11 protein-coding genes and 1 tRNA gene are annotated in these 12,927 nt (G+C 58.8%); 7 read left to right on the top strand and 5 right to left on the bottom strand.

The annotated features are described in order from the left end of the window. Positions 1 to 531: 531 nt before the first annotated feature. The 3 genes from FW760_RS09455 to ung form a co-directional block, all read right to left on the bottom strand. On the bottom strand, positions 532 to 2,658 hold the full coding sequence (locus tag FW760_RS09455; RefSeq protein WP_058540935.1) for a hypothetical protein: 2,127 nt from the start codon (positions 2,656 to 2,658) through the stop codon (positions 532 to 534). Positions 2,659 to 2,820: 162 nt separating this feature from the next. Further along, positions 2,821 to 4,815 (bottom strand): hypothetical protein, encoded by a 1,995-nt coding sequence (locus FW760_RS09450; protein WP_446443746.1) that lies wholly within the window; start codon positions 4,813 to 4,815, stop codon positions 2,821 to 2,823. A 132-nt stretch (positions 4,816 to 4,947) separates the two neighbouring features. Then, on the bottom strand, positions 4,948 to 5,640 hold the full coding sequence (ung, locus tag FW760_RS09445) for a uracil-DNA glycosylase (protein WP_446443745.1): 693 nt from the start codon (positions 5,638 to 5,640) through the stop codon (positions 4,948 to 4,950). Positions 5,641 to 5,769: 129 nt separating this feature from the next. On the opposite strand from ung, the gene FW760_RS09440 reads away from it, so the two are divergent. Then, complete coding sequence (locus FW760_RS09440; protein WP_043860088.1) at positions 5,770 to 6,876, top strand: enoyl-CoA hydratase/isomerase family protein; 1,107 nt, start codon at positions 5,770 to 5,772, stop codon at positions 6,874 to 6,876. An 18-nt stretch (positions 6,877 to 6,894) separates the two neighbouring features. On the opposite strand, the gene FW760_RS09435 is transcribed toward FW760_RS09440, so the two are convergent. Continuing rightward, complete coding sequence (locus FW760_RS09435) at positions 6,895 to 7,308, bottom strand: hypothetical protein (protein ID WP_054914782.1); 414 nt, start codon at positions 7,306 to 7,308, stop codon at positions 6,895 to 6,897. Between the two features lie 213 nt (positions 7,309 to 7,521). On the opposite strand from FW760_RS09435, the gene FW760_RS09430 reads away from it, so the two are divergent. The 6 genes from FW760_RS09430 to FW760_RS09405 all read left to right on the top strand — a co-directional run bounded on the left by FW760_RS09430 (position 7,522) and on the right by FW760_RS09405 (position 12,048). Further along, on the top strand, positions 7,522 to 8,991 hold the full coding sequence (locus tag FW760_RS09430) for a sensor domain-containing diguanylate cyclase (RefSeq protein WP_278929054.1): 1,470 nt from the start codon (positions 7,522 to 7,524) through the stop codon (positions 8,989 to 8,991). 23 nt (positions 8,992 to 9,014) lie between these two features. Next, positions 9,015 to 9,236, top strand: a complete 222-nt coding sequence (locus FW760_RS09425; RefSeq protein WP_078480620.1) for a cysteine-rich CWC family protein — start codon at positions 9,015 to 9,017, stop codon at positions 9,234 to 9,236. A 32-nt stretch (positions 9,237 to 9,268) separates the two neighbouring features. Then, positions 9,269 to 9,961, top strand: a complete 693-nt coding sequence (locus tag FW760_RS09420; protein ID WP_043860084.1) for a pseudouridine synthase — start codon at positions 9,269 to 9,271, stop codon at positions 9,959 to 9,961. A gap of 320 nt (positions 9,962 to 10,281) precedes the next feature. Further along, positions 10,282 to 11,166, top strand: a complete 885-nt coding sequence (locus FW760_RS09415) for an alpha/beta fold hydrolase (RefSeq protein WP_428599310.1) — start codon at positions 10,282 to 10,284, stop codon at positions 11,164 to 11,166. Positions 11,167 to 11,283: 117 nt separating this feature from the next. Then, positions 11,284 to 11,357, top strand: a tRNA-Gly gene (locus FW760_RS09410). A 136-nt stretch (positions 11,358 to 11,493) separates the two neighbouring features. Then, the gene (locus tag FW760_RS09405) at positions 11,494 to 12,048 is read left to right on the top strand and encodes a serine acetyltransferase (RefSeq protein ID WP_353227560.1); all 555 of its coding nucleotides are present in this window, start codon (positions 11,494 to 11,496) and stop codon (positions 12,046 to 12,048) included. Positions 12,049 to 12,052: 4 nt separating this feature from the next. Here the strand turns inward: FW760_RS09405 and FW760_RS09400 are convergent, their stop codons facing one another. After that, positions 12,053 to 12,856, bottom strand: coding sequence for a lipopolysaccharide biosynthesis protein (locus tag FW760_RS09400; RefSeq protein WP_353227562.1), 804 nt, complete (start codon positions 12,854 to 12,856; stop codon positions 12,053 to 12,055). Between the last annotated feature and the right edge of the window lie 71 nt (positions 12,857 to 12,927).

Genomic DNA, 12,927 nt, shown 5'->3' with positions numbered 1-12,927 from the left:
GCTATGGCCATCCCGACAGCGCCCGTTGAGGAAACAACTGCCCCATTCACGGTCGCGTTGCTGCCAAACAGGTGCAAGCCGTTGGAACTGCCGCCCGAGATAGTGCCGCCATTGAGCTGCACGGTCGACGCGGTAACACGAATGGCCAACGTGGAAGCATCCTGGGTAGTCAGCACTGCACCATTGACGAGATCATAAGTATCCGGTGCATCTGCAGCGGTAAGTGTCAGCGTCTGGTTATCAACTAGAATGGCCAATGCCTGCTCACTTGCAAGCGCCCATGGCAATAGCATCAACATATTCACAAATACAAATAGCGGCTTTTTTGCGCTTGTTTTATCGATTGTAGTTCGCATGCATGGACCCCTTGAAAAATAATCAGTTGAATTGAGGCGACTGCCTCGACTCGTAACTTCAAAGGTACATAGCCTAGGGGTATTTAATAGTGAGATATGTAGGAAATTTCCTAGGTAGCTTGCATTTAATTCCTCACCAACGCAGCGTGCTGGGGTTTCCCCCAGCACGCGACTGTCAGCTCTGAGGCAGACACAAACCGCCACCTGGCTTACGCAGGGCATAACGCACGGCCGATGCCTGAGAGCTACCCGGAATATTACCGGCCTTTACGATCCGCCAACTGGCGCGGAACGACCCCAATTCATAGTACTTGCCAGGCTGGTCAGCGATTTCGAAGTAAGACTTGAGCAGTGGCAACACACGCTCGATTCGATTTGAAGTAGCCTCTTGATCACTGACAACCACCGGTATTTCCCGCGTCCTGTCAGTGACAACTATTGAACCGGCCTTATCGCTGCACACGCTGAGTGTAATAAATACAAGATCATCTTTGGATAACACTCCCGCACGCTCTGCGATCGCCAACCTGATACCGTCTGGCAAAGGACGAGGACGTTCACAATTCAATATACCCAAAGCGGTCACTGGCGTTGTACCCGGTACATCGCTGCTACCGCCAATGCGATCCGGGAATGTCACTTTTGCAGTTACCGTCACGGTGGCAATACTGACCTCTACGCTGCCATCGACCGCCTGTTGCGGGTTGCCGGTGGTTTCGGTTTCCTGGATTTCGTAACCGATCGCGATGGTGCCATTGCCCAGGCTCTCGACGAAATTCCAGGGAATCGGGATAGAGATGACAGTCCCCGGTGTTTCGCCTGCGGCGATGGTGTGTGTAACTGCATTGTCTTTTCGACCATAGAACAACCGGACGAACTCACCCACTTTCGCATTCTCGTACACGGTAAAGAGCAGAACCGCACCTGAGCCGACATCCGCTGGGCGAATAAAACCAGGTTGTTTCGAACTGTTGCCTTGAGCGCGAACCGGTACCAGCGTGGCGTTGATCGGTCCAGGCCCGACAGGGTCGGGGCCTATGGTGGTCAAGTCAACCGCCACCTCGGTGTCGGGCGATGTCCAGGTGTTCTTGCCACGAATGACGTCATACCATACCCGTACCGCTGGGTCTTTCACCTGGTCATTGGGCAAAGCAATCTCATCCCAGTTAAAGGTGACCCGATCATTCGGCCAGATAATGACTTTTACAGTGTCCTCATCACGGTAATACACCCGAATTTCATCGCCTGCCTGAGCGTTTTTAAAAGCCGGCACGATAGCTTCCACGCCAGTGCGGGCGTCCTCCCGACTAATCGGTGCAGCGGGTACCAGCGGCTTCAGCAGGTCCTCGGGTTCGGGGGTCAGACGCACCGTCAGGTGAACCGGGATGGAAAAGTCCGAGCGATTCCCAGCCCGGTCCTCAAGCTTGTACTGGAGCACCGAAACACCTTCGCCAATCGCTTTGATAGTGTCCTCATCGAGTTCGATGTCGAAGCCATCGTCCTCTGCCTCTGGGGGAACGTCGCCACTGCGAACAGGTACCGGGTTACCAGCGATGTACAACTGATATTTGTCGCCCGGGTAATAATCAAAATAAGGAGGAACATGAAGCGTCAATGTACCGCTGTGCTCAGCAAGGTATTTCAGGGTAACGACGCCATCAGTCACGTCGGCAGGGTACTCGATTGGCGCGGGGTTATCGTTCAACGCGGGGTCCAGCAAATCCAGTGTCAGCAGTTGAATTTCAGATTCTTCTTTGTTGCCCGTCTCATTACTATATACCGAGTACCCAATCAATTTGATACCATCCCCGCCCACTTTCAAACTGTTGAAAGGGATGACGAAACGACCAGGAAGATCGGTGGCAGCAACAGGCACTTCAAACTTGTAGGTATACTGCACACCGTCTTCTACGCCGTTGACAACCGGAACACCATTTACATGCAGAGTTACATAATCGAAACTGCCATCATCCCCCCCCGAAGGCACCCACAATGGAATCTCCAACATTAGCCCCGACTTGAACTGGTCTCGGTGAAAAAGATTGACCTTACCATCGTCTGCAGCAGGCAATACATTATCCATCACAAAATCTTCAACTGCATTCACCCCGCCGACGCTCATCACCCCGAACCCCGTGGGCGCCTTGGCGGCTTTAAGTTCATTACTGTGCGTAACAACTGCTTGAAGACCCTCTTCCAATGCAGTTTTATTATCCTGATCACGCTTGGCCCGGTACTCTGCAATCGCGGGATTTTTTGCCTTGGCGGCTTCACCGGTATTTGCCTTTTCTAAAATAGTCATCTTGACTCTCCATTTCAGGTAGATTTGCTAAACACACAACAGGCACGTGACGCTTCCTCAATCAGCCTGTGCGCCGCTGATTGCTTCATACGTTCGATACTTGCTAATGCCGCTACCACGTTCCTACGTCAGGTGCGAAGTACCTGGCCGATTTAACCGCGGCTAAACGTTGCTACCATCACATACCGAGCCATTCGGAAGTTGTAGCGATATGAAAGTCATCTCTCGATCGGATTCACCACCCTGTCCATCCGCTCTGGCCACTCTGTAATTCACTACTGCAACCCCCTCGACATCCTTGCCATCTGCCTCATTGGCACGCTTAAGGGGTTGTAGGACCAAATCGGCAAAGCGTGTCATCGTAAACATAAAGCCGTTATTAACCTGCGCCGGGGTAGACAGCTTGATGGGATCGAAATAAACAACATCAGTCAGTGATCCCGTGGGGGGCGTTGATGAAGCCCCCTCAAGAGTGCGAAACAGTTGCCAGGACACTTCGACGTTGTCCCCTACGCCCCACAATCCAGGGTTGCCTGGCACGCTGATACGTATACCGTTCCAGGGTTTTTTCTGGCAGTTGATCCACCCCCAGAGCGTGACATCAGGAAATTTTACCGGTTTGAAGCCAACGATTGGCTGGACAGCAACCCGCACATGCGTATCACGGGCACGATGGCGGTTGACGCCATTGAACGTCCAGTAGAACACCGCAATCGCGGGCCCATCTCCCGCAGCCAGCACTGCGGCATAGGGCACGGGGGAAAACCTGACGACGCTGCCTGCGGTATCGCCTGCCTTCACGGTGTAGGTAGCGACCACGTCGGCGTTATTACCCCAATACAATTCAAGTATTTCGCCTGGCTCAGGCACTGTATACAGCGTCACCTCGACAGTGACTGGCAGGTTCATGTCCTGGCGGGTCAGGATGTTGTCACCTGTTCTGCCTTTCACCACTACCGGCTTTAGCAATCGGTGAATAGGATCGGGGCCTTCAGGGTCGGGGCCTGCGACACTCAGGTCTACCTCGAATGCAACTGTTGAGGAGGTTGAGGTGATTTCCCGAGTCAGCGTGTAGTACACCTTGCAAGCAGTGCGCCCCGAAAAGCCATCGGCGGCCAGGATTTCCCACGCCACAGGCAACCTAACGGGCCAGGTGGCGGTGGACGGTACGGTGTAAGGTGCCAATGTGCGTCCATTCCAATAGGCTTGCAGGGTGTCCCCAGTACGCGCGTCTACGATACGTGGAATATGCACCTGCACACCGCGACGGGCGTCCTCAAGGTCGACCAAACCATCTTCAGCCAGCGGCACCTGAGGCGCAGGCAGCACAATTGGCTGCGCCACATTAACGGTCAGGGGCAAGGACAAGGAGATGGCTCCCCGATTGCTAGCGCGATCCATCAGCCAGTAGTAGAGCACTCGCGAACCGTTGGCTTTCCTGCGAACATCGTCGCCCCTGATCGTCAACTCGACAAAGCCCTGATCCTTGTGCGACTGCTGGATCTGCAGCCTCGCCAGGGGGTCGAACAGGGGGCCTTTCGACGGTTCAAGGAAGACTTCGATCACATCCTCCAACCGCACGTCCGGCCACAGCTCGACCCTGACGATAACCCTGTCGTTGTTGCGTACCAGGTAAGCTTGATCGATGGTGCGCGTGTTTTCATTCAATGCGGGGGGATTACCGGCCTGGCCGTTGTTGGGGGCGGTCTTGTCAAGAAACACTGCGGCGGGCTGGGAGGTCTCCGGGTTGAGTACCTCTGTGATCCATACCCGGTAGGAAACGTAGAAGATTCCTTGAGTGCGCAGATAGGGTTCAGGTATAGCCGCATCCAGCGGAAAAAGGTCTGCGGGATCGGCCGTCATTGGCACTTCCCAGCTTCCAACCACTACACCGATTTCAGCCCCACTCGATACGGCGCTGCCCCATATCAGATCAAAATGCAGTATTGCGCCATCAAAATAGTCTTGTTCGTAACCTGGCCAGGCACTCTCGATGAGAACTGCCAGCGGCCGGGTCTGATTGGCCAGTGGAATTGTATACACCCCTGCCTCGTCGGCCAGCAGAGGCAGTGCAGCAGGAACCCGCAATGTAGGCAGAATCAAAATACCGATCGATTGGCCGCTGCGGCCTGACCCCATCATGCTCAGTTTGGTCATCTGCGTATTCCTCGGGCCTGGTGGTCAAAACCATTTCAGGGCGCTGCTCGGCTCTCACCTCTCACAGCCATGGCGCAAATGTAATGGCGGAATACGCTTCGCGAAACTGACAGAAATACCAGGTAGGTGCGCTTACAACGCCGGTAGCGCCCACTGCACCGGCGCCAGCCCGTGCAGTTCCAGAAACTTGTTGGCCCGGCTGAAATGCCCGCAGCCGATGAAGCCACGGTAGGCCGACAACGGTGAAGGATGCACCGACTTGAGCACCAGATGCTTGGTACCGTCGATCAGCACAGACTTGCTCTGGGCATGCTTGCCCCACAACAGGAACACGGTGGCGGGCTGGCGCTCACTGACCAGCTGGATGATGCGGTCGGTGAACGACTCCCAGCCTTTTTTGGCATGCGACGCGGCAATCGAGCGCTCCACGGTCATGGTGGTATTGAGCAGCAGCACGCCCTGTTCGGCCCAGCTCTGCAGGTAGCCGTGGTTCGGGATCGGGATGTTCAGGTCGCGCTGCAACTCCTTGTAGATGTTCACCAGCGACGGCGGCGCGGGCACCCCAGGCTGCACCGAGAAGCACAGGCCGTGTGCCTGGCCCGGGCCGTGGTAGGGGTCCTGCCCCAGAATCACCACTTTGACCTGGTCCAGCGGTGTGGAGTTGAGCGCATTGAAGATCAGCGGCCCCGGGGGATAGATCTCCTTGCCGGCCGCATATTCCTGACGCAGGAACTCACGCAGTTGCTGCATGTAGGGCTGTTCGAATTCGCCGCGCAGAGCGTCTTTCCAGCTCGGTTCGAGTTTGATGCGGTCATCGTTGGTCATGGGCACTCCCGTAGGCAATGGGGGCGGACACTAGGAAAGCTGCCAGCGCTTGTCAATCGATCCGACCGGCGACCGGCATGATCGCTGACAGTAGCCATACTTGTCGGGATAACCGCAGTGAGGTGGCCCATGGCCGTAGCGTTCGAAGTACTCACCGGCGTCGATGGCGCCCGCATCGGCGTTGCCAGCCTGGATGCGCCCCAGTCGCTCAACGCCCTGTCGTTGCCGATGATCGAGCAGTTGAGCACCCACCTGCAAAGCTGGGCCAAGGATGACGGCATCGTCTGCGTGCTGCTGCGCGGGCTGGGTGACCGAGCGTTCTGCGCGGGGGGCGATGTGCGCAGTCTTGTGGAGGCGTGCCGCGCACAGCCTGGTGAAGTACCGCCGCTGGCGGCGCGTTTCTTCGCCGCCGAGTACCGGCTCGACTATGACCTGCACCATTACCCCAAGCCTCTGCTGTGCTGGGGGCACGGGCATGTGCTGGGCGGCGGCATGGGCCTGCTGCAGGCCAGCACGGTACGCATCGTGACCCCGAGCAGCCGCCTGGCGATGCCGGAAATCAGTATCGGCCTGTACCCGGACGTGGGCGCCAGCTGGTTTCTGAACCGGCTGCCAGGGCGTCTTGGCCTGTTCCTTGGGCTGACTGGCGCGCCGATCAATGCACGCGATGCACTGGACCTGGGCCTGGCGGACCGCTTCATGGGCGAAAACCAGCAGGACGAGCTGATTGAAGGGCTGTTGCAACTGAACTGGCAGGAGCAGACCGCGATGCAGCTCAACAGCCTGCTCAAGGCGTTGCAGCAGCAGGCGCTGGCCGAGTTGCCGCCGGCCCGATGGCTGCCACGCCGGGCGCAGATCGACGCGCTGCTCGATGTCAGCGACCCGGCCTGTGCCTGGCGGGCGATCGCACAGTGGCGCATGCACGACGACGAGGTCCTGGCCAAGGCGGCACGCACCCTCACCGAAGGCTGCCCGCTGACCGCGCACCTGGTGTGGCAGCAGATCGCGCGGGCGCGCTACCTGTCGCTGGGGCAGGTGCTGCAGATGGAATATGCGATGAGCCTGAACTGCTGCCGGCATCCGGAGTTCAGCGAAGGGGTACGCGCGCGCCTGGTGGACAAGGACCAGACGCCGCATTGGCATTGGCAGGAAGTTGCTCAGGTCCCCCAGGCAGTGGTACAGGCGCACTTCAGCAAGGCATGGGAGGGGCGGCATCCGCTGGCTGACCTTGTGTGAAGCCAGCGAATGCGATGTTCACCGGTGCGAGTTGCGATCGCCCCAGCCGTTGTCGCTGCGACCCCGGTCACGCCCATGATCGCGCCCATGGTCATTGTCCCGCCCCTGATGCCACTGCTGCCCCTGACCATAGCGCGGGTTCTGGTAGTAACGCCCTGGGGCGGGGCGCACATTGTAGTAGCCATGCCCCGGTACCGGGCGGTACTGAGGCACGGGCGCCGGGCGGTAGTAACGCGGCGCGGGGGCGTAATAGCGAGGCTGCGGCACCACGTAGTACCCCCTGTTATAGGGATAACCACGGTCGTAACCACGGTATTCATAGCGGTCCACGGTGTACACATCACTGCGGTAGTAGCCCTGGCCACCGTAATACGGAGCACAGGCGGTGGTCAGCACACCCAGCACAACAATCAGCAAAAGTCGGCGATACATGGCGGCCTCCCGGACCGCTGAACTGCACATCCCAGCGGCGCTGGTCGGCGTCGATCGGCAAGCGTTCATCGACATAGGCTAAGACCACCGAATCGACGTGCCGTGCGTTTTTCGAAATAAATTGTGACAAGGCCGATACCCCTGAAAATCGTCCAGTTATTTTCTGCGCGCCCCTCTAGAATAAGACGCATCGGTACCCGCCACGGATCTGCCATGCCGCTTCGTTACGCCCTGTTCTCGCAACGCTCGTTGATGCTGGCATTGCTGTTGTTGCTTGGCTGCGGCTTTCTGGCCACGTCGCTGCTCAGCTACTTTGCCTCGCGCAGCGAGATCCGTGACAACATCATCAACACCGAGCTGCCGCTGACCTCCGATACCGTCTACTCCGAAATCCAGCGGGACCTGGTGCGCCCGGTGGTGATCGCCTCGATGATGGCCCAGAACACCTTCCTGCGTGACTGGGCCCTGGCCGGCGAACAGGACCCGATGCCCATCACCCGCTACCTCAATGAAGTGATGGCGCATCAGAATGCCTACACGGCGTTTTTTGTCTCCGAGGCCAGCGGCATCTACTACCAGGCCAAGGGCGTACTCAAGCATGTCGACCCGCGCACCGAGCGTGACCGCTGGTACGCGCGCGTCAAGGCGATGGACACGCCCTACGAGATCAACGTCGACCTGGACATGGCCAACCAGGACAAGCCCACCGTCTTCATCAACTACAAGGTGTTCGACTACCAGGGCAGGTTCATCGGCGCGGCTGGCGTCGGCCTGACGGTCGAAGCGGTGATCAGGCGCCTGAGCGACTACCAGTTGCGCTATCAGCGTACGGTGTATTTCGTCGATGCCAGCGGTCGCATCGTGCTCACCGGGTCTGCCGGCGGCCCCGAAGGCGTACACAGCGGGCTCACGCTGCGCGAGGTGCCAGCGCTGGCCGACCTGCAGCAGAAAATGCCCGTGCCGGTGGAGGGCAACCGCGAATACAACCATGATGGGCACAGCCACTTTCTCAATGTGCGCCTGATCCCCGAACTCGACTGGTACCTGTTCGTCGACAAACGCGACGGCACGGCCCTGGACAGTGCACGCCAGTCGCTGTACATGAACCTGGTGATCTGCGCGATGATCACCCTGGTGGTGCTGTCGCTGCTCAATGCGATGATCCGTCGCCATCAGGACAACATCCAGACCCTGGCAACACTCGACAGCCTGACCGGCCTGCCCAACCGACGCGCCTTCGACCTGCTGGCGGCACAGGCCCTGCGCGACACCGAGCGCGAGCCCATGCCACTGGTGGCACTGCTGCTCGACCTGGACCACTTCAAGGTCCTCAACGATACCCACGGCCATCTGGCCGGCGACGAAGTGCTGCGTCAGTTCGCGCGCATCCTGGAAAGCTGCCTGCGCCATACCGACATCATCTGTCGTTGGGGCGGCGAGGAGTTTCTCGTGCTGCTCAAGAACACCGACGCCGACGCCGCACGGGCGGTTGCCGAAAAGATTCGCCTGCGCACCGAGCAACTGGCCTTCGGCTATGCCGACAAGGTGCTCGACCTGACCGTGAGCATCGGCTTGAGCGCCCATCGGTCCGACGATACCTTGCACACCCTGATCGCCCGCGCCGATGATGCGCTGTACCGCGCCAAACAGGGTGGACGCAATCGCGTCTGCTCGGAACTGTAACGTCGCCCCCGGTAGCCACCACCATGAACGATACCCGCCTGTGCCCCGCCTGTGGCGCCAGCAACCAGTGCAGCCTCGCCGACCCGCGTAGCGCCACCCAGGCCTGCTGGTGCTACAGCGTGCAGATCGATCCCCGCGTGCTCGAAGCGCTGCCGGCGCATTTGCGCAACAGTGCCTGCCTGTGCCCGCGATGCGCCCAGGTCGATGCCCGATTGCAGGCAGCCAAGCCTGCGCCGAACCGTTAGACTGCGCGCCCACCTCTGTACGCCCAACCGCCATGCGCCTCGACCGTTTTCTCAGCAACTTGCCATGTTTCAACCGCCAGCAGGTGCGCCTGCTGCTGGTGCAACGACGGGTGCGGGTGGATGGCGTGGCCATCGCCGACCCGCACCATGAGGTACGCGAGTTCAGCCGCGTCGAGGTCGACCAGCAGGTGCTGCAAGCCGGGCGTGCACCGCGCTACCTGATGCTGCACAAGCCGATGGGTTGCGTCAGCGCCACCGTCGACCCGCAGCACCGCACCGTGCTCGACCTGCTCGACGAACCCGACCGGAACGACCTGCACATCGCCGGGCGCCTGGACTTCAACACCACCGGGTTGCTGCTGCTGACCAACGATGGCCAGTGGTCACGTCGCCTGACCCAGCCCAAGACAGGGCTGGCGAAAACCTACTACGTCGAGACCGAGCAGCCGATCACCGACGCCTATGCGCCAACCTTTGGCCAGGGCATCTACTTCGCCTTCGAAAACCTCACCACCCTCCCCGCCGAGCTCACCCTGCTGGGCAGCCACAGCGCGCGCCTGAGCATCGTCGAGGGGCGCTATCACCAGGTCAAACGCATGTTCGGCTTCTTCGACAACAAGGTCACGCGCCTGCACCGCGAGCGCATGGGCCCGCTGCACCTGGACCCGCAGCTGGCCCCGGGGCAATACCGTGCGCTGAGCCAGGATGAAATCCTGGCCATCTGACGCCACGACCGCTCGGCAAAAAAATCATCGATTGCGCCAACGGCACTTGCGGGTTGGCCGGGCGCCTGCTTGAATCCAACCGTCAGTCTGCATGTGACCAATCGGTCACGAACGCAGTCCAAGGCACCTTTCTGCAGGTGACCGGCGCCCCGAAGCGCTGGCGTCCGGCAGATTGCCCACCTAACAACAATACCCGTCGACCAGCCGGCAACGGATCGACACAGGGCCCCTCGTTTCATTTCAAGGCGTATGCCTACCTGTCATGAAGACCGGGCAAGCTTGCTTGCACGGATACCCTTTTTGCGCCAGGAGTCGATGACATGAGGCCAGAAATTGCTGTGCTGGATATACAGGGTCAGTACCGGGTTTACACGGAGTTCTATCGCGCGGACGCCGCAGAGAAGACGATCATCCTGATCAACGGCTCGCTCGCCACCACAGCGTCTTTCGCCCAGACGGTGCGCAACCTGCATCCGCAGTTCAACGTCGTGCTGTACGACCAGCCCTACTCGGGCAAGTCCCGGGCACACAACCGCAACGACCACCTGCTGACCAAGGAAACCGAAGGCCGGATCCTGCTGGAGCTGATCGACCACTTCGCCGTCGACCACCTGATGTCGTTTTCATGGGGCGGTGCCTGCACCCTGCTGGCACTGGCCAGCAAGCCGCGGCGCATTCGCAAGGCCGTGGTCAGCTCGTTCTCGCCGGTGATCAACGAACCGATGCGCGACTACCTGGAGCGCGGCTCGCACTACCTGCGCACCTGCGACCGCCAGCAGATGGGCAAACTGGTCAACGACACCATCGGCAAGCACCTGCCCTCGCTGTTCAAGCGTTTCAATCATCGCCACGTCAGCAGCCTGGCCGAGCATGAGTATGCGCAGATGCACTTCCACATCCATCAGGTGCTGGATCACGACCTTGGGCGGGCCCTGCGGGCCGCACAGGCCATCGACATTCCGGTGCTGTTCATGAACGGTGAATGGGACGAATACACCACTGCCCACGACGCCCGGCAATTTTCCCGGCACGTGCGCCACAGCCACTTCAGGCCGATTCGCAGCGCCGGCCATTTCCTGGACATGGAACACAAGGCGGCCTGCCGCGACACCCGCGAGGTGCTGCTGGAGTTTCTAGGCCCGCAACCGCGTGAAACGCGCTCCCCGTATCACTTCGTGCACGGCCAGCATGCGCAGGCCATCTGAGTGGTCGCGGCCAGTGTAGCGCCGGTGTGCAGCAGACCGGCGCTACGGCTCGCGAGCCGCCGATTGCAATAAGGGCTTCAAATCGTCTCGCAGTTCTGGTACAAAGTGCGCCTGAAAGCGGGTGTCGTATAATGGCATTACTCCAGCTTCCCAAGCTGATAACGAGGGTTCGATTCCCTTCACCCGCTCCAGCTTCCCCGCACCATCCTCTTGCCTCCAGGCATACCTCCAGATTCGTCATAGACTTGATACGCAGTTTTACTTGCGCTTCGGCTTCGCCATCGAATCGCATCGACATTCCATTTGCTAACTCCAGAGGATCCCAGCTTGACCCTTGACCAGTTGTTCGAATGTTGGCGCAGGGAGGTCTCCAACAAGAAAAACCCAGGGAGTCGCATCAGTCTGATTTCAAACGTCCTCAAACGGGCTCGCAAGGACAACAAGCTTCGGTACCTTTTCAACTTCCGTCTCGCTCAGTACCTGTACGGCAAGGGCGGGGTGTGGCAGCGCCATGCTCGCGGCATGCAGCAGCGGCTGAATCGCAGGTATGCGATAGACATCGACCTGAACGCAGTTATAGGGCCGGGTTTCAGGATTGCGCATCTGCCTGGCGTAGTCATAAGTGGCCACGCTCGTATCGGACGCAACTGCTTCATTCGACAGAACACGACCATCGGCATCAAGACGCTAGGATTGGAGCACTATGAGCTGAGCATCGGAGACAATGTCAGTATCGGTGCCAACAGTTGCATCATTGCAGACAGGCTGACCATTGGCGACAACGCCACGATCGGCGCCATGTCACTGGTGAACAAGTGCGTTCCCGCCAACTGTGTTTTCTACAACAAACGTGTGGTGTCTCAGCAGTTCAGCCAGAACTGATTACTCAAGAAAAGCTTTCGGCGGCCACCATCCCCAGTACTTGTTCGATGCCCAACTTGGGGATCACGTCCCGGGGAATTCGGGAGTTTTCCGAAAGGTTGTAGACCTCAAAGTTTTCATCAACCACTCTCTTGGCCATGAGTCTCAACGAGGGCAGGATTCTGCCCTCGAAATGCGTATCCAGACCGCAAGGTGATTTGGTCGAGGCATCATTCTCATAGAAACGCCCACTGGCCTGATTCAGATCAACACCCACCATGAATACCTTGGTAAAACCCACGTGGTAGGCCAACTGCAGTGCGGCGTAGGCGACAGTGCGCGCGTCGAAGAAGCCATGCCGCATGTCCTTGCTAAAGCCAATCGAGCGCGCACGCCGATTCCATAGCACTCGGCTTCTGGCGTGGTGGGGCTCACGCTTGAGCACCGACCCCAAGAGTGAGAGATCCTTGGCCTTGCTTAGCGCATACAGCTCACCTGCAGGTATTTCAGCCAAGCGAGCGACTTCGGATTTCCACAATGCAATGCGTTGGCTGCGCTGCAGGGCCAAGGTGTAAAGCTCGGGTTGCTGGAGACGAAAGCTTGTGTCTGAACATACGTAGAAGAACGGCCTTATATCGGTATCGATAAACATCGAGATGGCGCCGTTCAAGGTGATCATAGGAACATCGGCGAATTGCTCGATGGGAAAATCTTTCGCAGAAGCACCCGAGGCGATAATAAACACCGGTCCGCTGGCAATACCGCGACATGATTCGAAGTTGTTGACCTTCGCCTCAAGGGCCAGGCCTTCAGAAAGAACAGAGTCCATCGGCTTCCATAGATTAAAAAACGACCAGCCCTGATTATACACAGGCTGATAGCACTGCTTCAGAAACCAAG

The organism is Pseudomonas sp. 1176_21 (genome assembly GCF_052850635.1).
The sequence above is the reverse complement of the archived record's forward strand: the minus strand, read 5'-3'. Positions and strand labels throughout refer to the sequence as shown.

Bases quoted from the DNA above. Each gene is read 5' to 3' on its own strand.
- FW760_RS09425 (WP_078480620.1), top strand. From the start codon at position 9,015: ATGAACGATACCCGCCTGTGCCCCGCCTGTGGCGCCAGCAACCAGTGC.
- FW760_RS09430 (WP_278929054.1), top strand. From the start codon at position 7,522: ATGCCGCTTCGTTACGCCCTGTTCTCGCAACGCTCGTTGATGCTGGCA.
- FW760_RS09450 (WP_446443746.1), bottom strand. From the start codon at position 4,815: ATGACCAAACTGAGCATGATGGGGTCAGGCCGCAGCGGCCAATCGATC.
- FW760_RS09415 (WP_428599310.1), top strand. From the start codon at position 10,282: ATGAGGCCAGAAATTGCTGTGCTGGATATACAGGGTCAGTACCGGGTT.
- ung (WP_446443745.1), bottom strand. From the start codon at position 5,640: ATGACCAACGATGACCGCATCAAACTCGAACCGAGCTGGAAAGACGCT.
- FW760_RS09435 (WP_054914782.1), bottom strand. From the start codon at position 7,308: ATGTATCGCCGACTTTTGCTGATTGTTGTGCTGGGTGTGCTGACCACC.
- FW760_RS09440 (WP_043860088.1), top strand. From the start codon at position 5,770: ATGGCCGTAGCGTTCGAAGTACTCACCGGCGTCGATGGCGCCCGCATC.
- FW760_RS09455 (WP_058540935.1), bottom strand. From the start codon at position 2,658: ATGACTATTTTAGAAAAGGCAAATACCGGTGAAGCCGCCAAGGCAAAA.
- FW760_RS09420 (WP_043860084.1), top strand. From the start codon at position 9,269: ATGCGCCTCGACCGTTTTCTCAGCAACTTGCCATGTTTCAACCGCCAG.
- FW760_RS09400 (WP_353227562.1), bottom strand. From the start codon at position 12,856: ATGGACTCTGTTCTTTCTGAAGGCCTGGCCCTTGAGGCGAAGGTCAAC.